Raw genomic sequence first — 25,608 nt, 5'->3', positions numbered from 1 at the left:
ATGCGAACTTGGCCCGAATACGGCGCAGCAGCGATTGGATAGGCTTCTGTCGGGAGTTGTGGAGTGGTTCGGGGCCGTTTGGCGCTCCAGAGGTGAGGTAGAGGTTGGACCAACAAGATTTCGAGGAATTCGACAGTTCTGCTCGCGATGCGCAGCAGCCGCTGGACGAGTTTCCGCTATCTCCGGCCCAGCTTGGAATCTGGTACGCGCAGCACCTCGACCCCGAGGTACCGATCAATATTGCGCAGTACCTGGACATTCGTGGTGATCTCGACCCTGCGATCCTGCTGCGAGGCGCGGAGCTGGCGGGCGAGGGCTTCGGCTCCGGCCATTTGCGAATCGTCGAGCGCAACGGTGAACCGTTTCAGGTCGTCGACTACTCGCTCGACATTCTCATTCCCTCTTTCGACTATCGGGACAAAGACGATCCTGCCGCCGCTGCAATCGAATGGATGCGGGCGGATTACAGCAAGCCGATCGATCTAGTCAAAGATCGGCTGATCATCGGCGCGGTTTTCCGCATCGAAGACGAGCGATATTTCTGGTATCAGCGCGTTCATCACGTCGTTCTCGACGGCTTCGGCGCGGTCACAACGGTGAACCGGATCGCCGAGGGTTATTCGTCGATTGTGGAGGGTCGCGAAGCGGCGCTGCCGAATCCGGGCGACCTGCGCGCGATGGTCGAGAACGAAGTCGCCTATCGCGACAGCACTCGGTTTCAGACGGACAAGGCGTACTGGGCGGAGCGGGTCCGCGGCCTCGAATCCGGCACCAGCCTGACCGGTCGGACCGCGGCGCCCACACCGATCAACGGCATTGCGACCGCCACGCTCTCTGCGGAGGAATCCGCGCTGCTCGACGACGCAGGCGCCAAGCACGAATCATCGCCTGCCGGCCTGCTCATCGCTGCATTCGCGACGTACATGGCGCAGATCACCGGCACCGAGGACGTCATCCTCAGCCTGCCCGTGACGGCTCGAACCACGGCGGTCATGCGGCGCTCGGGAGGCATGATCTCCAACGTCGTTCCGATGCGGTTGAAGGTCGGCTACGACACCACGGTTTCCGATCTGCTCAAGGCTGTCGCCGTCGAGGTCACCGGCGCGCTGCGCCACCAGCGGTATCGCCACGAAGACATTCGCCGTGATGCGAGTTCGGACACGCACAACACCAAGGAGTTTTTCGGGCCTTGGGTGAATATCATGCTTTTCCAAACTGCAATCGAGCTCGGTCCGATGACGGGCCACCTCAACGTTCTTTCGACCGGCAGTATCGAGGATCTCGGCGTCAATTTCTATCAGTCCGTTGCGCAATCGGAATCGGGCACGCAATTCCATATCGATTTCGAGACCAACGCGAATCTGTACACAGAGGACGAGGCGAACCGGCAGCACGCGCGATTCGTACAGTTCTTTGCGAAATTCTTGGCGGCAGATCCGGATACGAAAGTCTGGTCGCTGGAGGTCGTCGCCGACGACGAACGCGAATTGTCGGTTCACGGCTGGAACGAGACGCACCATGACGTTCCCGACACAACTCTGGTTGCACTCCTCGATGAGGCGATCAGAAAATCGCCCGACAACGTCGCGCTCGAGTTCGAGGGCAGCGAGCTGTCGTATTCGGAATTCGATTCTCGCGTCAACCGCCTAGCCCGCTACCTGATCGCCGACGGCGTCGGCCCGGAATCGCTTGTAGCCCTGGGCATGCGCAGGTCGCTGGATCTCGTGATCGGCATGCACGCCGTACTGAAGGCCGGCGGCGGCTACGTCCCTATCGATCCCGATCATCCGGCCGAGCGCACCGGCTACATCCTCGACAGTTCGTCGCCGGTATGCGTGTTGACGACCTCGACCGACAGCGTCGATCTGCCCGAAGGCGTCGCTGTTGTCGAGATCGATGCACTGGATCTATCCGAATTCGACGACGGTCCGATCACCGACGCCGAACGCACATCGCCGTTGCAGCCGGCCAACACCGCCTACGTCATCTACACCTCCGGCTCGACGGGTCGGCCTAAGGGCGTGGCCGTCGCCCATCGCGCGATCGTCAACCAGATGTTGTGGATGCTCGCCGAGTACGAGCTCGATGCCAACGACGTCTACTTGCAAAAGACGGCGACCACCTTCGACGTCTCGCTGTGGGGCTATTTCCTGCCGCTGCTCGTCGGTGCCAAGTTGATCGTTGCAACGCCGGACGGTCACCGCGATCCCGCGTACGTCGCGGACACCATTGCGCGCAACGGCGTGACGGTGACTGACTTCGTGCCGTCGATGCTCACGGTCTTCGTTGCGCAAGCCACCGCTGCGCAATGCGCATCGCTACGGCACGTCTTCGTCATCGGTGAGGCGTTGCCGCCGGAAACCGCCGCAGGTTTCCGCAGGATCAGCGCCGCGGGCTTGCAGAACTTGTACGGCCCGACCGAGGCAGCGGTCAGCGTAACCAATTGGCAGGCAAGCGAAGCCGACGTCACGACCGTGCCCATCGGGGTGCAGGAGTGGAACGTCGCCGCGTACGTGTTGGACTCGCGACTCCGCCCCGCCGCAGTCGGCGCCGCAGGCGAGCTCTACCTCGCCGGGCGGCAGTTGGCGCGCGGCTACCTCGGCCGCCCGGACCTGACCTCCGACCGGTTCGTCGCAGACCCGAACGGCGAACCCGGCACGAGAATGTACCGAACCGGCGACCTCGTTCGCTGGCGAGCCGACGGGGTCCTCGAGTACATCGGCCGCACCGACTTCCAGGTGAAGTTCCGCGGTCAGCGCATCGAACTCGGCGAAATCGAAACCGGTCTGCTTTCGCATCCGTCCGTCAGCCAAGCCGTCACGCTTGTGGCCGACACGGCGACCGGTGAGCAGTTGGTCAGCTATGTCGTGTCCAGTGCGGGGCACAGCGCCGATCCGATCGAGCTTGCTCAGTTCGTGTCGACGAAGCTGCCGAGCTACATGGTCCCCGCCGCGATCGTTGTGCTCGACGCGTTCCCGCTCAATACCAGCGGCAAGCTGGACCGTAAAGCGTTGCCCGAGCCGCTCTTCAGCGCCGGGACCAAGGGTTTCCGAGCACCACGCACCCAGGCCGAAGAGATCGTCGCGGGCGTATTCATCGATGTCCTCGGGCTGGCGAAGGTCGGTATAGACGACAACTTCTTCGATCTCGGTGGCAACTCGCTCGTTGCCACACAGGTCGTGGCTCGTGTCGGCGCGGCGTTCGGCATTCAACTCGGGGTGCGCGCACTCTTCGAGTCGCCGACCATCGCGGGGATCGCGGCACGCGTCGAATCGTTTGCGCCCATTGATCCTTCGCGTCCGGAACTGGTAGCGCGACCCCGGCCTGAGCGGGTGCCGCTGTCGCTGGCGCAAGCGCGGCTGTGGTTCCTCAACCAGTTCGATCCGTCGGTCCCGACCTACAACCTTCCGTTCGTCGTTCGCCTCCGCGGCGACGTGGATTTCGATGCGCTGCGCGCTGCGATGACCGACGTCATCGAGCGCCAGGAATCATTGCGGACGATTTTTCCGGATTCTCGCGACGGCGGATATCAGCACGTGCTGCCGATATCGGAGGTCGATCTCGGGATCACCGCTGTCCCGATCGCGGAGTCGGAGCTACCCGCGAGGCTGACCCAACTGGCATCGACCGGTTTCGACGTATCGCACGAACTCCCGATCCGGGTGCAGATCTTCAAGCTCGACGAGGCCGACTACGCGGTCGGGATCGTCATGCATCACATTGCGGCAGATGGCTTCTCCTTCGGCCCGCTGTCACGGGACGTGGCTGTCGCCTACTTGGCGCGCGCGCAAGGCGTGGCACCGACCTGGGCGCCGCTGCCGGTGCAGTATCGCGACTTCACGCTGTGGCAGCGTGACCTTCTCGGGCTCGAAGACGATCCCGACTCGATGGCGTCGCGTGAAATCGCCTACTGGCGTGAGGCTTTGGCGGGGTTGCCCGATCAGCTCGACCTGCCGTCGGACCGGCCGAGGCCACGGGTGCAGACCTTCCACGGCGGCCGCGTCAGTCTCGACATCAGCGACGACGTGCATGGCCGGCTCACCTCGCTGGCCCGCGCCAACGGTGTCAGTCTGTTCATGGTGCTGCACAGCGCACTTGCTGTCGTGCTCGCGCGGTTGAGTGGCACGACCGACATTGCGATCGGTACACCGGTCGCAGGGCGCGGCGAACAGGCGCTCGACAACCTGATCGGCATGTTCGTCAACACGCTCGTGCTTCGCACACAGGTCGACGGCGACCTCAGTTTCACCGAACTGCTCGAGCGCACACGCGAATCCGACCTTGCTGCGTTCGCTCAGTCGGACGTGCCGTTCGAGCGGTTGGTCGAGGTGATCAACCCGGCTCGAAGCCAGGCTCGTCATCCCCTTTTCCAGGTGATGCTGTCGTTCCAGGAGATCGCGAACACGACTCTGCAGGTCGGCGACCTGACCGTCTCGGGCCAGGAACTCGACGTCGACATCGCAAAGTTCGATCTGCAGTGGACGTTGACCGAAAAGCGCACTGCCGACGGCGCTCCGGGTGGGCTCGATTGCATCGTGTCCTACGCGACCGATCTGTTCGATCCCGCAACGGTCCGTAGTTTCGCCGATCGATTCTTGCGGATACTCGCCGACGTCACCGCGGACCCGAGTCGCCCGGTCGGTGACCTGGAGATTCTGGACGCGGACGAGCGTCGTCAGGTCCTCGAGGTGTGGAATTCTTCGGGTAGCGACACCGGAATCGAATCGACGCTGGTAGCGATGTTCGACCACCAGGTCGCCGCCCGGCCGAATTCCGTCGCCGTTCGATACGAGAAGACGACACTGACGTACCGAGAACTCGACGAGCGCGCCAATCGTTTGGCCCGAGTGCTCATCGGGGCGGGCGTCGGGCCGGAATCGCTTGTGGCTGTTGGGCTACCGCGATCCGCGGACCTCATCGTCGCCTTGGTCGCGACGATGAAAGCTGGCGGCGCGTACCTTCCGATCGATCCGGCGTATCCGTCGGAGCGGATCGAATACATGCTGTCGGATGCGGAACCGGTCTGCATTCTGACGGACTCGACCACTGACATAGCGGCGCCTGAAGGGTTGCCGGTCTTTGCGATCGATCAGCTGGACGACGACACGGTCGACTCCTCGCCGATTCTCGATTCCGAACGACTGTCGCCACTGTTTCCTGCCAACATCGCGTACGCCATCTACACATCGGGCTCGACCGGTCGCCCCAAGGGTGTACTCATTCCACATCGCAATGTGGTCAAGCTCTTCGCGAACACCGACAAGTACTTCGGGTTCAATCACACCGATGTGTGGACGATGTTCCATTCCTATGCATTCGACTTCTCGGTGTGGGAGCTGTGGGGCCCGTTGCTGTACGGCGGCGAGTTGGTCGTCGTCGACTACTACACATCACGCTCGCCCGAGCAGTTCCTCGAGCTGCTGCGTCGCGAGCGGGTCACGGTGCTCAACCAGACACCCTCGGCGTTTTTCCAACTGATCGAGGCAGACCGGTACGCCGATGCATCACGGCGTGAATTGTCTTTGCGCTACGTGATTTTCGGCGGAGAAGCGCTCGAATTCCGTCGCCTTGCCGACTGGTACCTACGCCACGCTGACGACGCGCCGCGCCTGGTGAACATGTACGGCATCACCGAGACGACGGTGCACGTCTCGATCCACAGCCTGGATCGCGACATCGCGCTCGGCGCGAACAGCAGCGTCGTGGGGCGAGCAATCGCTGGCCTCGACGTGTTCGTGCTCGACTCACGCCTGCGACCGGTTCCAGTCGGTGTTCCGGGCGAGATCTACATCGGCGGCGAACAGCTCACGCGTGGATATCTCGGGAAGCCGTCGCTCACTGCCGATCGCGAAATCGCCAACCCCTTCGGCAAACACGGTGAGCGGCTATATCGATCGGGCGACCTCGCTCGGTGGACCGCGGACGGCGAGTTGGTCTACCTCGGTCGTGCCGACGACCAGGTCAAGGTCCGTGGCTTCCGGATCGAGCTCGGCGAAATCGATGCTGCTGTGCTCGCCAACGCCGATGTGGCGCATTCTGCGACGGTCGTCGTCGACACCGTCGTGGGCACTCAGATCGTGTCGTACATCGTTCCGATGCACGCCGACAATGGTGTGGATACAGCGGAACTGAAGGCGGCCCTGGTCAACACGCTGCCGGCGCACATGGTTCCCAACGCGGTGGTCGTCATCGACCGGATTCCGCTGACCGCGAATGGAAAGCTGGATCGAAAAGCGTTGCCGGCACCGACCTTCGAGGTCAGAGGCTTCCGCGCACCGTCGACTCCGATCGAAGAGATCATCGCAGGGATCTTCGCCGATGTTCTCGGCGCCGAACGAGTCGGCGTCGACGACGACTTCTTCGAACTCGGCGGAAACTCGCTGATCGCGACGCGCGTGTCCTCGCGACTCGGGACCGCGTTGGATACGCGTGTCCCCGTTCGCATGGTGTTCGAGGCCACGACCGTCGGGGCGCTTGCCGCCCGCGTCGAATCGCACGTCGGCGACGGTGGCCGAGCCGCACTCGCGCCGCGTGAGCGCCCGGCGCGGATTCCGCTATCGCTTGCGCAGCAACGGATGTGGTTCCTGAACCGCTTCGATACGTCGTCGGCTGTGAACAACATCCCCATTGCGATCAGGTTGTCGGGAGATCTGGATATCGCAGCGCTTCAGGTCGCCGTCATCGATCTGATCGATCGCCACGAATCGTTGCGAACGGTGTTCCCGGAAACACCGCACGGGCCAGAACAGATCGTCCTCGACGCCGCCCAGATCGTTCCGGACTTGACGCCGGTCACGGTGTCCGAAGACGACCTCGATCGAGAGTTGATCGCGCTCGCGTCGATCGGTTTCGACGTCGGAGCCGAAGTTCCACTGCACGCGCGGCTGTTCGAGATCAACGAGGACGAGTTCGTTCTCGCGATGGTGGTTCATCACATCTCGGCGGACGGCTGGTCGGTCGGACCGATGGCGCGAGACGTCATGGTCGCCTACTCCGCGCGAACGAGCTGGGAAGCGCCGGCGTGGTCGTCGCTGCAGGTGCAGTATGCCGACTACACGTTGTGGCAGCGCGAGGTTCTGGGGTCGGAGGACGATCCGAATTCGCTCATCTCGCAACAGGTTCACTACTGGTCGGAGGCATTGGCGGAGCTACCTGACCAACTGGACCTGCCGTCGGATCGACCCCGTCCCGCTGTCGCGTCGTACTCCGGTGCGACGTATGCGTTCGCGATCTCTGCGGAGCTGCACCTGCGGTTGATGGAGCTCGCGCGCCTGAACAACGCCTCGCTGTTCATGGTGATGCACGCCGCGCTGACCGTGCTGTTGTCGCGGTTGTCCGGGAGCGAGGACGTCCCGGTCGGTACCCCTGTCGCCGGTCGTGGCGAAGCCGCGCTCGACGACATGATCGGGATGTTCGTCAATACGCTCGTCCTGCGAATGCGTGTCGATCCGGCTCGAGATTTCACCGAATTGCTCGCTGATGCAAGAGAATCGGACTTGGCGGCGTTCGGGCATGCCGACGTTCCGTTCGAGCGCCTGGTCGAGATCCTGAACCCCGCGCGGTCGCAGGCTCGACACCCGCTGTTCCAGGTGATGTTGGCGTTCCAGAACACCGGCCGCGTCGCACTCGAGTTGCCCGGTCTGCATGTCGCCAGCGTCGAGTACGACGCACGACTGGCCAAGTTCGATTTGCAGTTGACATTGTCGGAGCCCTTCGGCGACGAGCCGTCGAGCGGGTTGTCTGCTGAATTCACCTACGCGACGGACTTGTTCGAACAGGCGACTGTCGCCAGTTTCGCCGAGCGTTTCGTTCGTGTGCTCGAGGCAGTGACGGCGGATTCCGGCGTACCGGTCGGTGACCTGGATCTGCTGGATCCGGATGAGCAGTCCCTGGTTCTGGACCAGTTCAATGCGACGTCGCGAGACCTCGACCCGAGCGCGACGCTGGTCTCGCTGTTCGAGGCTCAGGTTGTGCGAACACCGAACGCGGACGCTGTCCGATTCGGAACGGAGAGCCTGTCGTACAACGGTTTTGCCGAACGAGTTCATCAGCTGGCGCGCGCGCTGATCGCCCGAGGCGTCGGGCCGGAGACTCTCGTCGCCCTTGGGATGCGGCGCTCGCTCGAGTACGTCGTCGCGATGTATGCGGTTCTCGAAGCGGGTGGCGGATATGTGCCGCTGGACCCGGATCAACCGGTGGAGCGGATCGCGCACATCATCGAGAGTGCGCGACCCGTGTGCATTCTGACGACCGACGCGGACGAGCCGGCGCTAAACAATCTGTCCACACTGAGTCTCGAATCTCTTGATGTATCAGGCTATTCGACCGCTCCGATAGCGGACTCCGAGCGGCTCGGGACGCTCCTTCCCGGTCACGTCGCGTACGTCATCTTCACCTCGGGCTCGACAGGGCGCCCTAAGGGTGTAGCGGCGACCCATCTTGCTGTTGCCAATCAGGTGCGCTGGATTTGCGACCGCTTCGGGATCGGCCCCTCGGATGTCGTCTTGTTCAAGACACCTCCGACGTTCGACGTCTCGGTTTGGGAACTGTTCGGGCCGTTGGCAACTGGTGCCTCCATGGTGGTCGCCACGCCGGACGGTCACAGGGAACCGAACTATCTGGCGGACGTGATCGCCGAGCACAAGGTGACCCTGACGTCCTTCGTCCCGTCGATGTTGGCACTGTTCGCAAGCAGCGTCACACCCGATGCTGTGCGGTCACTGCGCGCGTTCCTGGTTGCGGGTGAGGCGCTGCCCGCGTCGGCCGTGGCCGCGACCCGACGGGTGTCTGCTGCAGCGATCCACAATCTGTACGGACCCACCGAGTTCACTGTGCACGCGACCGAATACGCGGTGCCCGCCGTCCTGGGACTCACGGTGCCGATCGGCGGTCCTGTGTGGAATTCGCAGGCACTGGTTCTGGATGCGCGGCTGCATCCCGTCCCAGTCGGTGTTGCAGGCGAGTTGTACATGGCGGGTGCGCAATTGGCGCGCGGCTATGCGAGCCGGCCGGATCTGACGGGCGAGCGGTTCGTCGCCAATCCCTACGGTCGCCCCGGTGAGCGGATGTATCGCACGGGCGACCTCGTGCGATGGACCGGCGATCGAGTGCTCGAATACATCGGGCGTACCGACTTCCAGGTGAAGCTGCGTGGCCTTCGGATCGAACTCGGGGAGATCGAAGCAGCGCTGCTGAACGAACCGTCCGTTGCGGGTGCGGTCGCTATCGTGCGTACCGACTCGCCGGTGGGCGACCAGTTGGTGGCGTACGTCGTCGGCGCACCGGGCGTGTCCGTAGACACCGCTGGTCTGAAAACCGCTCTCGCGCAGCGGCTGCCGTCCTACATGGTGCCCGGAGCGTTCGTCGTGCTCGACGAGCTCCCGCTCAACTCCTCCGGCAAGCTGGACCGGAATGCGTTGCCCGAACCGAAATACATCGCACACGCGTTCCGAGCCCCGTCTACACCGGGGGAGGAGATCGTCGCCGGTGTCTTCAGCGAAGTTCTCGGCATCGACCGCGTCGGTGTCGATGACGACTTCTTCGACCTCGGCGGGAACTCGCTCGTCGCGACGCAGGTCGTTGCAAGGCTCAACGTCGCGCTGAATGCGGCGATCACCGTTCGTGAGTTGTTCGAGGCTCCGAATGTCGCGGCGCTCGCGCAACGTGCAGAGTCGAGCGTCGGCACCCGAACTCGGACAGAGCTGGTCCCATACGTTCGGCCGGAACGCGTGCCGCTTTCGCTCGCGCAGCAGCGGATGTGGTTCCTGAACCGATTCGACACGGCGTCGGCAGCGAACAACATCCCGCTGGCTGTTCGCCTGTCGGGGCTGCTCGATCGTCATGCTCTCCAGGTGGCAGTCGCCGACGTGCTTGCCCGGCACGAATCGTTGCGCACGATGTACCCGGACGACGATGGCGTTCCGTACCAGCTCGTCGTCCCCACGGCGCGCGTGATCCCGGACCTGTCCGCGGCTGAGGTCCCCGAGTTCGAACTGTTGGCTCGCATCGGCGAAGTTTTCGTCGCTGGATTCGACGTTTCTCGCGAGGTACCATTCCGCGCCAAGTTGTTCGAGGTCAGCCCGACCGAGCATGTGCTTGCCATCGTCATTCATCACATCGCAGCGGACGGCGCGTCGATGGCTCCGCTGGCGCGCGACATCATGGCGGCCTACTCCGCCAGAGTCGATGGCGGAGAGCCTTTGTGGGCACCGCTGCCGGTGCAGTACGCCGACTATGCCCTGTGGCAGCGTGAGGTCCTGGGTGTCGAGAGCGACCCCGATTCGGTTGTAGCGCAACAGATCGCGTTCTGGCGTGAGGCGCTGGCGGATCTGCCGGACCAGCTCGATCTGCCGTCGGATCGGCGGCGCCCGGTGGTCGCATCGGATCGCGGCGCGACGTACGTGTTTGCGATCTCTCCCGAGTTGCATCGACGGTCGGCGGACCTTGCACGGTCGAGCAACACGTCGCTGTTCATGGTCATGCATTCCGCCCTGGCCGCGTTGCTGTCCCGGTTGTCCAACAGCACCGACATTCCGATCGGCACGCCCGTTGCCGGCCGTGGTGAAGCGGCTCTGGACGACATGATCGGCATGTTCGTCAACACGTTGGTGCTTCGTCTGCAAATCGACCTGTCGTGGACCTTTGCCGAACTGCTCTCTGCTGCAAGGGAATCTGCTCTGGCGGCCTTCGGTCACGCGGACATTCCGTTCGAGCGCCTCGTGGAGGTGTTGAACCCGGCGCGATCGCGGGCACGACACCCACTTTTCCAGGTGATGCTCGCATTCCAGAATGTGGCGATGCAGTCGGTCGAACTGCCTGGTCTGTCGGTCGAAAGCATCGATTTCGACCCCGGGATGGCGAAGGTCGACCTGCAGCTCACCCTGTCCGAGATCCCGAATGGCACTTCGTTCGCGGGCTTCCGCGCGGAGTTCAATTACGCAACAGACTTGTTCGACGCGAGCACGGTCGCGATATTCGCGGACCGTTTCCTGCGGGTGCTCGACGCCGCAACGGCCAGTGCCGACGCGGTGGTCGGCGACGTCGATTTGCTCGATGGCTTCGAGCGACGTCGTGTGCTGGCGGACTGGAATGCGACCGCGCATACGCTGACTCCGACGACTGTCGTATCGATGTTCGAGGCACAATCTCGGCGCACACCGGATGCCGTCGCCCTGTATGACGACAGCATCGAGCTGTCGTACGAGGAATTCGCAGGCCGAGTGAATCGGCTTGCCCGATACCTCATCTCGGTTGGTGTCGGTCCAGAGTCCTTGGTGGCGCTCGGAATTCGTCGTTCGACCGATCTGGTCGTGGCGATCTACGCGGTTCATGCCGCGGGCGGCGCGTACGTGCCGTTGGACCCGGACCATCCTGTCGAGCGGATCGAACACATCCTCAGGTCAGCGGCTCCGCATTGCCTGTTGACATCCGAAGCCGTCGACTTCGCTGTTGGCACCACCCTGCCGGCAATCAGGCTCGATACCCTCGACCTGAGTGCTTTTTCGGTTGCGGCAGTACATGATTCGGATCGGATTGCGCCATTGCGCGCACAGAACACCGCGTACGTCATCTTCACGTCGGGATCCACCGGACGCCCCAAAGGTGTCGCAGTGCCGCATTCGGCTGTGGCCAACCAGGTTCAGTGGATCACCGACCGTTTCGACATCGGACCGGCTGATGTCGTGCTGTTTAAAACTCCGTCGACCTTCGACGTTTCTGTCTGGGAGCTGTTCAGCTCGTTGACTTCCGGTGCGGCGATGGTCGTCGCGACGCCGGATGGCCATCGGGACCCGCAGTACCTCGCTACAGTGATTGCCGAGCGGTCGGTCACGCTGACGTCCTTCGTGCCGTCGATGTTGTCGATCTTTGCAAGCAGTCTTGCGCCGGAGATGTCGCGCTCGCTGCGGGCTTTGTTGGTCGCGGGCGAGGCGCTTCCGGTGACCGCGGTGGAGGCAATCCGCAGCGTCTGCGACGCTGCCGTGCACAACCTGTACGGCCCCACAGAATTCACCGTGCACGCAACGGAATATGAGGTTCCCGAGCCCGTAGGCGCTGCAGTGCCGATGGGCTCTCCGGTGTGGAATTCACGCGCACTGGTGCTTGATTCACGTCTCGGCGTCACTCCTCCCGAGGTGCCTGGCGAGTTGTACTTGGCGGGCGCTCAACTGGCGCACGGGTACTGGGCCGAATCGGCGTTGTCCGCCCACCGGTTCGTTGCGAACCCGTTCGGTAAGCCTGGCGAGCGGATGTATCGGACCGGTGACCTGGTCCGATGGCGAGCTGATGGCGAGCTGGAGTACATCGGCCGGACCGATTTCCAGGTCAAGTTGCGCGGCCTGCGAATCGAGTTGGGTGAGATCGAGGCCGAGCTGTCGGCACACGAAGCGGTTGGCCAGGCAGTGGCCGTGGTCCGTTCGGATCCCCATACCGGCGATCAGATCGTCGGCTATGTGACGCCGGTTGCCGGCGAGGTCGTCGATGTAAACGAGCTTCTGTCGTTCGTCGGTCGCGAGTTGCCGAGCTACATGGTGCCGTCGGCGGTGATGGTTCTCGACGAGTTCCCATTGAACGCCAGCGGCAAGCTGGATCGAAAAGCGTTGCCGGCGCCTGTTTTCGAGGCGACGGTGTTTCGCGCGCCGACGACGCCGGTCGAGGAGATCGTTGCGTCGGTCCTTGCCGACGTTCTCGGCGTCGACCGCGTCGGTTTGGACGACGACTTCTTCGCACTCGGTGGCAACTCGCTCATCGCGACGCAGGTCGTGTCACGGATCGGCGCTGCGCTCGACACTCAGGTGCCGGTGCGTGCGCTGTTCGAGGCGCCGACGGTCGGTGCCCTCGCAGTCCGCGTGGAGGAGCACGCCGGTGCCGGTGGCCGGCCGGCTTTGATGCCCTGGCCGCGGCCGGAAACGATTCCGCTTTCCCTTGCGCAGCAGCGGATGTGGTTCCTCAACCGCTTCGACACGGATTCCGCCGCGAACAACATCCCGGTGGCGGTGCGGCTGACGGGCGACCTCGATGTCGGTGCCATACGGGCTGCGTTGAGTGACGTCCTCGGTAGGCACGAATCGCTGCGCACCGTCTACCCCGACGTCGACGGCACCGGGTCGCAGGTCATTCTGCCGATCCAATCGGTCGTCGCGGAGATCGAGATCGAATCGACCGACGCCGTGGGCCTTCCGGGTCGGGTTGTTGAACTGGTGACGGAGGGCTTCGACCTCACCGACAATCTCCCGTTCCGTGCCCGGCTGCTGCAGCTGTCCGCGACCGAATTCGTCATCGTGCTCGTCGTCCACCACATCAGCGCCGACGGCTTCTCCGTTGGTCCGTTGGTGCGCGACGTGATGACGGCGTACTCGGCGCGCACCCATGGCGATGCGCCCGACTGGAAGCCGCTGGAAGTCCAGTACGCGGACTACACGTTGTGGCACCGCGAGGTACTCGGAACCGAAGACGACCCGAACTCGTTGATCGCCGACCAGATCGCGTACTGGTCGAACGCTCTGGCAGATCTGCCGGATGTGTTGGAACTCCCAGCAGATCGGATCCGCCCCGAGGTGGCCAGCGCCCGCGGCCGCACACTCGGCTTCGAGATCGACGCAGAGCTGCACGATCGTCTCGTCGAACTCGGCCGAGACAACGGTGCGTCGCTGTTCATGGTCATTCACGCAGCACTCGCCGCGTGGGCGGCCAGGTCGAGCGGAACCACCGATATCGCCATCGGCACACCCATCGCAGGCCGCGGCGAACAAGCGCTTGATGATCTGATCGGCATGTTCGTCAACACGTTGGTGTTGCGCACACAGATCGATCCTGCACAGACGTTCGCCGAGTTGCTCGCAGCCACGCGCGAAACCGACTTGGCCGCCTTCGGTCACGCGGATGTCCCTTTCGAGCGACTCGTAGAGGTGCTCGACCCGGCCCGTTCGCAGGCTCACCACCCGTTGTTCCAGATCGCGCTGACCTTCCAAAACGCTTTCGGCGGCAGCTTCGCGCTACCGGGCTTGGTCGCGGAACCGCTGGATTTGGATACCGGCACAGCGAAGTTCGACCTGCAGTTGACGATTCAGGAGCACGGCGGGTCTGGTCCGACTCCGCTGTCGGGTCAGTTCACCTACGCGACAGATCTTTTCGACGAGTCGACGGTCGCAGGCTTCGCGGAACGATTCGTCACGATCCTCCGGGCTGTCGCAGCTGAGCCACATCATCCGATCGGCGATGTCGAGATCCTCGACACCGCGGAGCGCGCACAGGTGCTCGAGCTGTGGAACTCGATGGGCGCAGATTCCGGCGCCGAAGGCGATCTGGTGTCGCTGTTCGAGCAGGCTGCTGCGGCGCACGGTGACTCGGTAGCGGTGCGGTTCGGCGATGTCTCGATGACATATGCCGAGCTCGACAAGCGCGCGAACCAGGTGGCCCGCCATCTGATCGACGCGGGCGTCGGGCCGGAATCGCTTGTCGCGGTGGCCTTGCCGCGTTCGGTCGACCTCGTGGTCGCGCTGCTTGCGACGGTCAAAGCGGGTGGTGGCTACCTGCCCGTCGATCCGACCTACCCCAGCGAGCGCATCGAGTACATGCTCGCCGACGCCAAGCCGGTATGCGTTCTCACCAGCTCGGAACGTGCCGTGGTGTTGCCGAACACGTTGCCCGTCATCGACATCGACACGCTCGACGAGTCGATCGATGCGGGGCCCATCACCGATGCCGAGCGGCTGGCGCCTCTGCGCTCGGCGAACGTCGCCTATGTCATCTACACCTCGGGCTCGACCGGCCGCCCGAAGGGTGTGCTCGTCCCGCACCGCAACGTCGTCAAGCTGTTCGCGAACACACAGTCGGAGTTCGGCTTCGACGAGAACGACGTGTGGACGATGTTCCATTCCTACGCGTTCGACTTCTCGGTATGGGAGCTGTGGGGTCCGCTGCTGCACGGCGGAACGCTCGTCGTCGTCGACTACTACACATCGCGGTCGCCGGAACAGTTCATGGAACTCTTGCGGCGCGAGCGGGTGACGGTCCTCAATCAGACACCGTCGGCGTTCTACCAACTTGCCGAGGTCGACCGATACGCCGAGCCGGCTGCCGAGCCGCTCGCCTTGCGTTACGTCGTCTTCGGCGGTGAGGCGTTGGAGGTCCGCCGCCTGCGCGACTGGTATCGCAGGCACGCGGACGACGCACCGGTCCTGGTGAACATGTACGGCATCACGGAGACGACCGTGCATGTCTCCTACCGCGCGCTGGACAGTGCGACCGCCGACGCAGCGAAGAGCAGCGTCGTCGGCACGGCAATCGCGGGCCTGCGCGTCTACGTCCTCGATACCCGACTCATTCCGGTCCCGGCCGGAGTCGTGGGCGAGATGTACGTTGCGGGATCGCAATTGGCGCGCGGCTACCTGGGCCAGTCTGCCCTGAGCGCTGCACGATTCGTCGCAAACCCGTACGGCGAGCCCGGCTCGCTGCTGTACCGGTCCGGGGACCTCGCCAGGTGGAACCGTGCAGGTGAGCTGGAATACCTCGGCCGCGCGGACGACCAGGTCAAGCTTCGTGGCTTCCGTATCGAACTCGGCGAGATCGAAGCCGCTGTGCTGGCGCAGAACTCGGTCGCGCAAGTCGCGGTGATCGTGCGTGACGACGCCGCGCGTGGCCAGAGCATCGTGGCCTATGTCGTTGCCGCCGATGGCGCGACGGTCGATATCGAAGGCGTCAGGGACGGCGCGGCAGACCTGCTACCCGCCTACATGGTGCCGTCGGCCCTTGTTGTCGTCGACGCAATTCCACTGACCGCCAACGGCAAACTGGACCGCAAGGCGTTGCCCGCACCGTCGGTCGAGGCGCGGCGGTTCCGTGCACCGTCGACACCGGTCGAAGAAATCGTGGCCGCTGTGTTCGCTGAGGTGCTCGAGGTCGATCGCGTCGGTCTCGACGACGACTTCTTCGATCTCGGTGGAAACTCGTTGATCGCGACCCGAGTGGTGTCGCGGATCGGTGCTGCACTCGATGCGCGAGTGCAGGTCCGGGTGCTGTTCGAGGCGTCGATGGTCGAGGCGCTTGCCGCGCGGCTCGAATCGCACACCGGCGGTCCAGGAAACAAAGCGCTGACCGCGGGCCCTCGCCCAGACCGCATTCCGCTGTCCTATGCACAGCAGCGGATGTGGTTCCTGAACAAGTACGACACATCGTCGTCCGCGTACAACCTCCCGATCGCGATCCGGCTGTCCGGCGAACTCGATCGCGAGGCGTTGCGACTGGCAATCATCGACGTCGTTCGTCGCCACGAGGCGCTGCGCACCTACTATCCCGAGCACTACGGCACGCCGCACCAAGTGGTCGTCGCCGCCGAGAAGGCGCTGCCAGACGTCCCCGTGCGACAGGTTGCCGCGGACGGGCTGATCGATTCGATCGTCGAATTCGTGTCGGGCGGCTTCGACGTCAGTGCCGGAGTGCCGCTGCGGGCGCAGCTGTTCGCTGCGAGCGCTGCCGAGCACGTGTTGGCAATCGTGATCCACCACATCAGCGGTGACGGGTTCTCGATGGCTCCGTTGGCGCGTGACGTGATGGCGGCATACGGCGCGCGAGTTCGTGACGAATCGCCGTCGTGGGCACCGCTGAAGGTGCAGTACGCCGACTATGCGCTGTGGCAACGTGAGGTACTCGGCTCGGAGGACGATCCGGAATCGCTTATCGCACAGCAGGTCCGCTACTGGCAAACGACGCTGACGGGCATCGCCGACGAGCTCGATCTACCCGCGGACCGTCCGCGGCCGCCGGTCGCGTCCAACCGTGGTCGCACTGCCACCTTCACCATCGACAAGGCAGTCCTCGACGGACTGAATCGCGTCGCTCGCGAGCAGAATTCGTCGCTGTTCATGGTCGTGCACGGGGCGCTCGCGGTCCTGCTGGCGCGGCTGTCAGGGACCGCGGACATTGCCATCGGTACGCCGGTGGCGGGGCGCGGCGAGGCCGCGCTCGACGACCTCGTCGGTATGTTCGTCAACACGCTCGTCCTGCGCACCGAGATCGATCCGGCCGAGTCGTTTGCCGACCTGCTCCTGCGCGTCCGTCAAGCAGACCTCGATGCGTTCGGTCACGCCGATGTGCCCTTCGAGCGGCTCGTGGAGGTCCTCGACCCTGAGCGTTCGCAGGCACGGCACCCGTTGTTCCAGGTGATGCTGGCGTTCCAGAACCTCGACCGCACCACACTCGAGCTGCCGGGCCTGACGGTGTCCGCGATCGATCTGGACGAGAACATCGCTCGCTTCGATCTGCAGTTGACTCTGTCGGAGGACGCGTCCGACTCAGACGGTCCGACGGGCATGACCGTGGCGATCACGTACGCGACCGATCTGTACGACGAATCGACCATCGACATGTTCGCACAGCGCTGGCTCCGAGTGCTGGACGCCGTCGCTGCGGACACGAACACCACGGTCGGTGAGATCGAAATCCTTTCGCCTGTCGAGCATTCCGCGCTCGTGTCGCGCGCAGGCGGCGATGCGGTTCCGTCGCGTCCGTTGCCGGACCTGTTGGCTGACGCCGTCGCGATCGACCCGACCAACACAGCCGTCGTGTTCGAGGGAACGCAGACGACGTATGCGGACCTGGACGCGCGCTCGAACAGGTTGGCGCGCTTGCTGATCGCGCACGGCATCGGACCGGAAGATCTGGTTGCAGTCGGCATCTCCCGATCCACTGAATCGGTGTTGGCCGCGTGGGCGATCACGAAGGCGGGTGCCGCCTTCGTGCCGATCGATCCGAACTACCCGCCGGACCGCATCGAGCACATGGTGACGGACTCTGGCGCCACTGTCGGACTCACCGTCGCTGGCTCCCGTGCCGGCCTGCCGGACACGGTGCAATGGCTGGTGATCGATTCGGATTCGATCGCCGCTGAAGCAGAGTCACTGTCGACGGCTCCCATCGGTGACGAGCAACGAGTACGCCCATTGAGGTCCTCGCATCCGGCTTATGTGATCTACACGTCGGGATCGACCGGCACCCCCAAGGGTGTGGTGGTCACTCACGCCGGCCTCGCGAATTACGCTGCCGAGCAGCGTGATCGGTACCGGATCACCGCGCAGTCGCGCGCCTTGCACTTTGCGTCGCCGAGTTTCGACGCATCGGTCCTCGAGCTTCTCCTGGCGGTGAGCGCGGGCGCGACGCTGGTCGTCGCACCACCGACGATCTACGGCGGCGACGAGCTCGCAGAGCTGCTTGCGCGCGAGCGGGTCACCCACGCGTTCATCACGCCGGCAGCGCTGGCATCGATGAATCCGGCCGGGCTGGACGACTTGCGCGTCCTGGTCGCCGGCGGCGAGGCCTGCCCGCCCGAGTTGGTGCAGAAGTGGGCACCGGGCCGGGAGTTCTACAACGGCTACGGTCCGACCGAGACCACGATCATGACGAACATCAGCGATCCGCTGGTGCCGGGCGAGACGGTCACCATCGGTGGCCCGATCCGCGGAATGCGTTCGCTGATCCTGGATTCGCGGCTGCGACCGGTGCCGGAAGGGGTTTCGGGCGAGCTGTACCTCGCCGGTATCCAGTTGGCGCGCGGCTATCACGCACGCGCCGGACTGACGTCCGAGCGCTTCATCGCCAATCCGTACGCCGAGCCCGGCGAGCGGATGTACCGCACTGGGGACGTGGTGCGCTGGACCCCGCAGCAGACTGTGGAGTATGTGGGGCGCAGCGATTTCCAGGTGAAGATCCGCGGTTTCCGGATCGAGCTCGGCGAGATCGACGCTGCATTGTCCAGCCACGACAGCGTCGACTTCGCAACGACGATCGGCCATCGCAACGCCGCAGGCGCGGCGAACTTGGTGTCGTATGTCGTTGCGGCACCGAACAAGACGATCGATGTGACCGAGTTGACGGAATTCGTCGGCCGTCGCCTGCCGTCTTACATGGTGCCTGCGTCGGTGATGGTGCTCGACAGCATCCCGCTCACGCCGGTCGGCAAACTCGACCGGAATGCGTTGCCGGAACCCGTCTTCGCTGAAGTTGCGGCGTACCGCGCACCGCGAAACGAGCTAGAAGAGACGATCGCCGCGACGTTCGCCGACGTACTCGGCGTCGAACGCGTCGGCATCGACGATTCGTTCTTCGCGCTCGGCGGCGACAGCATCGTTTCCATCCAGTTGGTCTCGCGAGCGAAAGCGCTCGGAGTCCTCTTGACGCCGCGACAGGTCTTCGAGCAGCGCACGGTCGCAGGCCTTGCTGCGGTCGCAAAACCCGTCGACTCCGATGCACCTGCCGTTCTTCAAGAGTTGACCGGTGGCGGTATCGGCGAGATGCCGCTGACGCCAGTGGTTGCGTTCATGACCGAGCGCGGCGGCAGCTTCGATCGGTTCAACCAGACGATGGTGCTCGAGTTGCCGATCGGTATCGATCGGGAGCGGCTCGTCGCGACGATCGCCGCCGTGATCGACCGCCACGACATGCTCCGCTCGAAGCTCTACCAGGATGACGACGGCCGGTGGCGGCTCGAAACGTTGCCGGTCGGCGCAATCGATGTCGACGCGCTCGTTCATCGCGTCGAGTTCGTGTCGACGCTCGAACCCGAACGTGTCAACGAGATCGCGGTCAAGGAGTTCGATTCGGCCCTCGGCAGGCTCGCACCGAGCCGCGGTATCGAAGCGCAGTTCGTCTGGCTCGATCCACGACCGGCGGCAGGATCGCCCGAGCGCACCGGGCGGTTGATCGTCGCGGTACACCACCTGGCGGTCGACGGTGTGTCGTGGCGAATCCTGGTGCCGGACTTCGTATCCGCGTGGTACCAGGTTGCCGCGGGCAATACTCCCGCGCTCACCGCGCCGGGAACGTCGATGCGACGCTGGGCGCACGCATTGAACGAACGGGCCAACGACGAGGCACGCGTTCGCGAACTCGCAATGTGGCGCAACGTCATCGACGGCCCAGACCCGCTCATCGGGCCCCGTCCGCTGGACCCCGGCACCGACCTGGCATCGACCGTGCACAAACTGCGCGTCGACGTCGGCGAGGACGTGACCCGGTCGCTGCTGACCACGGTTCCCGCGCTGTTCCATGGCAGCGTCAACGATGCGCTTCTCGGCGCACTTGCCCTGGCTCTGGTCGCGTGGCGGGCACGACGGGGCGTGGCGGAGACATCGACGCTGATCCGGTTGGAAGGCCACGGTCGTGAGGAAGAGGTCGTGCCCGGCGCGGACCTGTCCCGCACGGTGGGCTGGTTCACGACGATCTTCCCGGTTCGCTTCGACCTCGCGACCATCGATATCGAGGATGCCTTGGCGGGCGGGTCCGCAATGGGCCAATTGATCAAACTGGTCAAAGAGACGTTGCTCGCGGTTCCGGACAAGGGCATCGGCTATGGAATGCTGCGCTACTTGAACGCGGAGACCGCAGCCGAACTACCGAAGAACTCGGTTGGGCAGGTGAGCTTCAACTATCTCGGTCAGGTGTCGGCGACTGACGTTCCGGAGCAGTTCGCAGGCCTCGGCTGGACCCCGGCAAGTGATCTTGGTGATCTCTACGCCGCGCCCGACGCCGATATGCCGGCGATGGCACCGGTCGACATCAACTCGATCGTCACCGACGGCAAGCTGAGCGCCGACTTCGGATTCCCGGAGACCCTGCTCGACCGTGCCGATGTCGAAGAGTTCGCGGCGCTGTGGGTGGATGCGCTGACGGCGCTGCATACGCACGTCTCGCAGCCGGGCGCAGGCGGGCGTACCCCGTCGGATCTCCGGCTCGTACAGGTCGCGCAATCCGACATCGATGCCTGGGAAGCCGCGTACCCATCTTTGAGCGATGTGTGGCCGCTCGCGCCGTTGCAGGCCGGACTATTGTTCCACGCACTGCTCGCAGGGTCGTCGATCGACGTCTACACCGCGCAGATCGTGCTCGAACTGACCGGGTCGGTCGACTCGGCGAGGTTGCGGTCGGCTGCGCAGACGGTCGTCGACCGGTACACAAGCCTGCGCACTGCTTTCGTCAGCGACGAGAAGGGTGCGGCTGTTCAGATCGTGGTCGAGGATGCCCCGATCGAGTGGGCAGATACCGACCTCAGTGCGTCGTCCGATCCGCTGGCCGAACTGGGCAGGCTCGTCGCGATCGACCGAACGGCTCAGTTCGATCTGACGAAGCCACCGCTGATCCGATTCACCCTGTTCAAGTTGAGCGACGACGACTTCCGGTTCGTCGTCACCAACCACCACATCCTGCTCGATGGCTGGTCCATGCCGCTGTTGATGAAGGACCTGTTGATCCTCTACGCGACCCGTTCCGATACGTCGGTGCTGCCACCTGCAGGCAACTTCCGCACGTATTTGGAATGGATCTCGCAGCGCGACAAGGCGCCATCTGTCGCAGCATGGCGCGAAGCGCTGACCGGGCTCGACGAACCGACCGTTCTCGCGCCGCTCGGCGCCGGTCGCGAAATCACCACGCTCTCCGCGCAACATGCCTTCGAGTTGGACGAAAACGCGACGGCCGCACTTGTTGAGCTTGCTTCCTTGGCAGGCGTCACCGTGAACACCGTGCTGCAAACCGCGTGGGGACTCCTCGTCGGCAGGATGACCGGACGCACCGACGTCGTGTTCGGCACGACCGTCTCGGGCCGTCCGCCCGAGTTGGCCGGCGTCGAGTCGATGGTCGGGCTGTTCATCAACACCGTGCCTGTGCGCGTCGGCTTCGATCCGTCGGAAACCGTTGCGGGCGTGTTGAGCCGGGTTCAAGGTGAGCAGGCGGGGCTGCTGGACCACCATTACCTGGGCTTGGCCGACATCCAGGCGGCATCGGGTCCGGGCAGCCGGTTCGACACACTCGTCGTGTTCGAGTCCTATCCCGTCGACGCGGCCGGGATCCGGGAGCAGGCGTCGGATATCGACGGCATGTCGGTCTCTGGGCTCGAGGCGGTCGACGCCACCCACTACCCGTTGACCCTTGTTGCGCAACTGGATTCGCAGCTGCGCGTCAAGGCCGGCTACCTGAGCGACCTGTTCGACGCAGCGACCGTCTCGCGGATTGCCGATCAGCTGGTGCGGTTGCTTTCGGCGATGGCCGCCAATCCTGCTGCGGCAGTGGGCGATATCGATCTCGTCGATGCGGCCGAGCGCAACCTCGTACTGACGGAATGGAACGACACCAGCCACGATGTCGACTCGGCGTCGACTCTGGTCTCGATGTTCGAAGCACAGGTCGAGCGGACTCCCGACGCTGTGGCCTTGCGCTTCGAGGGCGCGGAGTTGACGTACGCGGAGTTCGCGGCGCGGGTCAATCGGCTCGCGCGTCATCTGATTTCGGAGGGTGTGGGTCCGGAATCGCTTGTCGCCCTTGGGATGCGCCGTTCGCTCGATCTCCTGGTCGGGATGTACGCCGTCGTCACCGCGGGTGGCGGTTACGTGCCACTGGATCCGGATCATCCCGCCGAGCGGACCGAATACATCCTGAAGACCGCGGCTCCCGTGTGCGTGTTGACCACGAGCCGTGATGGTTTCGTCATGCCCGTCGGATCTCGCTCGGTGCAGATCGACACCATCGATCTGGCGGACTTCGCGGACGGTCCGATAAGTGACGACGACCGGACCAGTGCATTGCGGCCGTCGAACACTGCCTATGTGATCTTCACGTCGGGCTCGACCGGCCGCCCGAAGGGCGTGGCCGTCAGTCACCGCGCGATCGTGAACCGGCTTGTCTGGATGCAGCACAGCTACGAGCTGGATTCCTCGGATGTGGTGTTGCAGAAGACGCCTGCCACGTTCGACGTGTCGGTGTGGGAGTTCTTCTGGCCGCTGCAGTGCGGTGCGCGCCTCGTTATCGCGCGTCCCGACGGTCACCGGGATCCCGAGTATCTGCTCGATGTCATCTCGTCCGAGAACGTGACGACGCTGCACTTCGTCCCGTCGATGATGGCGGTGTTCGTCGATGCACTCGGCGCAGAGGCACTCGAACAGCGCTCGTTGTCACGTGTGTTTGCGTCCGGTGAGGCGTTGCCGGGCAAGACGGCGCAACGGTTGCGTGAGCTGACCGGCGCGCGAGTGCACAACCTGTACGGCCCGACCGAGGCCGCCGTGGACGTCACGTTCCACGAGGTGACCGACGCGGACCTGGCAGCGGTGCCGATCGGTACACCGGTCTGGAATACCCAGACATTCGTGCTCGACGCGCGTTTGCGGCCGGTGCCTGTCGGTGTCGCGGGCGAATTGTATTTGGCCGGCGTGCAGTTGGCTCGCGGGTATGTGACGCGGCCCGACTTGTCCGCTGACCGTTTCGTCGCCAACCCGTACGGCGAGCCGGGCGCCCGGATGTACCGGACCGGTGACCTCGTTGCCTGGAACTCGGATGGATCGCTCGAGTACATCGGGCGCACAGACTTCCAGGTGAAGCTGCGTGGTCTCCGCATCGAGCTCGGCGAGATCGAGGCCGCACTCATCGCACAGGATTCGGTTGCGCAGGCTGTCGTGGTCGTCCGGTCGGATCCGCACACCGGCGATCAGCTCGTGGGTTACGTCGTCGGCGCGGGTGACATCGCAGTCGATGCCGACCAGGTCCGGTCCGACCTCGCCGCTCGGCTACCCGCGTACATGGTTCCTGCGTCGCTCGTCGTGCTCGACGAGATGCCGCTGAACCCGTCCGGCAAGCTGGATCGAAAGGCATTGCCTGCGCCGATCTTCGAAGCGCGCGGGTACCGTCCGCCGACGAATCCGGTCGAGGAGATCGTCGCTAACACGTTCTCCGAGGTGCTCGGCGCTCCACGCGTCGGTCTCGACGACGACTTCTTCGCCTTGGGTGGCAACTCGCTGATCGCGACACAAGTCATGGCACGCCTCGGAACGGCGTTGAACGCCAAGATCGGCGTGCGTGAGCTGTTCGAAGCTCCGACCGTCGTTGCGTTGGCTGCTCTCGTGGAATCGCATGTTGGACACGGCAATCAGCTTGCGTTGGTGGCAGGTCCACGCCCGGAGCGAGTGCCGTTGTCGCTGGCGCAGTCGCGAATGTGGGTGATCAACCAGGTCGATACGTCCTCACCGGCGTACAACATCGTCATCGGACTCCGCTTGGCGGGATCGCTCGATGTCGACGCGCTTCGCCTGGCGGTCGGCGACGTTCTGGCCAGACACGAAGTCCTGCGGACGGTGTATCCCGACGACGGGAATGGCCCGACTCAGGTTGTGCTGCCCGTGAAGCAGGTCACGATCGATCTCGAGCCGGTCGGGGGCACCGAGGCGTCGGTCGAATCTCTGGTCATCGAAACCGCGTCGGGTGGCTTCGACGTGTCGACCGAAATCCCGATCCGTACTCGACTGGTCCAACTGAGTCCCACCGAGCACATACTCGTCGTGGTCGTCCACCACATCAGTGGTGACGGTTTCTCGATGGGCCCGCTCGCCCGTGACGTGATGACGGCCTACGTCGCACGTATCGAAGGGCAGACTCCCGGCTGGGATCCGTTGCCGGTGCAGTACGCGGACTACGCGATCTGGCAGCGCGAGGTGCTGGGCGACGAGCACGATTCCGAATCTGCTCTCGCGCAACAGCTCACGTTCTGGTCGAGAGAGCTTGCCGGTCTGCCGGAACAATCGACATTATCCCCGGATCGGCCGCGCCCACCGCGGCAGTCGCTGCAGGGTTCGTCGGTCGAGATCTCGGTCGATGCTGTGCTGGCGGAACGCATTTCGAAGACGGCGCGGGAGTACGGCTCGACCGTATTCATGGTCGTGCATGCAGCTTTCGCGATTCTGTTGTCGAAGTTGAGCGGCGCGAACGATGTGGCGATCGGTACTCCGGTCGCTGGTCGAGGCGAACGAGTCCTCGACGACCTTGTCGGAATGTTCGTCAACACCCTTGTACTGCGCACTACGTTGGCGCCTGGGCAGTCGTTCGCCGACGTACTGCTCGAAACTCGGGACAAGGATCTCGCAGCATTCGGTCATGCCGATGTTCCGTTCGACCGCGTCGTGGAGTCCTTGGGTGTCCGACGGTCATCGGCCTATTCGCCGCTGATTCAGGTGATGCTCGTCTTCCAGAACCTCGCTCCGACGTCGTTCGCCTTACCGGGCCTCGAGGTCAGCGCGCTCGACGGCGGTCTCGATCGGGCGCAATTCGATATCCAGTTGACCGTGATCGAGCAGCGCGGCGACTCCGGCGAGTTGTCGGGCATGACCCTGAGTTTCGGCTACGCATCCGACCTCTACGACGCGGCGTCGATCGAAGTTTTCGCGGCGCGATTCCTCCGAGTGCTCAGCGAGGTCAGCAACAACCCGACCGCGACGATCCGTGCCATCGATATTCGGACCGATTCGGAACGCGCGCCGCGCGCAACGATCGCCGATTTGCCACGCCTCATCGCCGAGGCTGCTCCGCTGCACCCGGATGTGGTGGCACTGTCGCACGGCGAAATCGACGTGACCTACCGGCAACTGCACGAGAAGATCGAGGCTATGTCCAAGTCGATGGGCTCAGCACTCAAGCCGGACGCGTTGCTCACGGTCGTAGTTTCGGGGCTTGTCCCCGGAATATTGCCCGCACTCGGCGCGAGCGGACTCGCCGCGCTGTTCACCGATGTTCTCGCCAAGACGAGTGCTCTGATCCAGGCCGATGGGCTCGGGGCGGGCCGATGATGCGTGACCAAGATGG

Annotated in this window: 1 protein-coding gene; it reads left to right on the top strand. The window is 64.2% G+C overall.

Translation table 11 applies throughout. The features are described 5' to 3' along the window. Positions 1-104: 104 nt before the first annotated feature. On the top strand, positions 105-25,592 hold the full coding sequence (locus FGL95_RS15080) for a non-ribosomal peptide synthase/polyketide synthase (protein WP_169588108.1): 25,488 nt from the start codon (positions 105-107) through the stop codon (positions 25,590-25,592). Positions 25,593-25,608: the final 16 nt, after the last annotated feature.

This window comes from Antrihabitans stalactiti (assembly GCF_012932915.1).
GTDB lineage: Bacteria > Actinomycetota > Actinomycetes > Mycobacteriales > Mycobacteriaceae > Antrihabitans > Antrihabitans stalactiti.
This window is presented reverse-complemented; position numbering and strand designations above follow the sequence as displayed.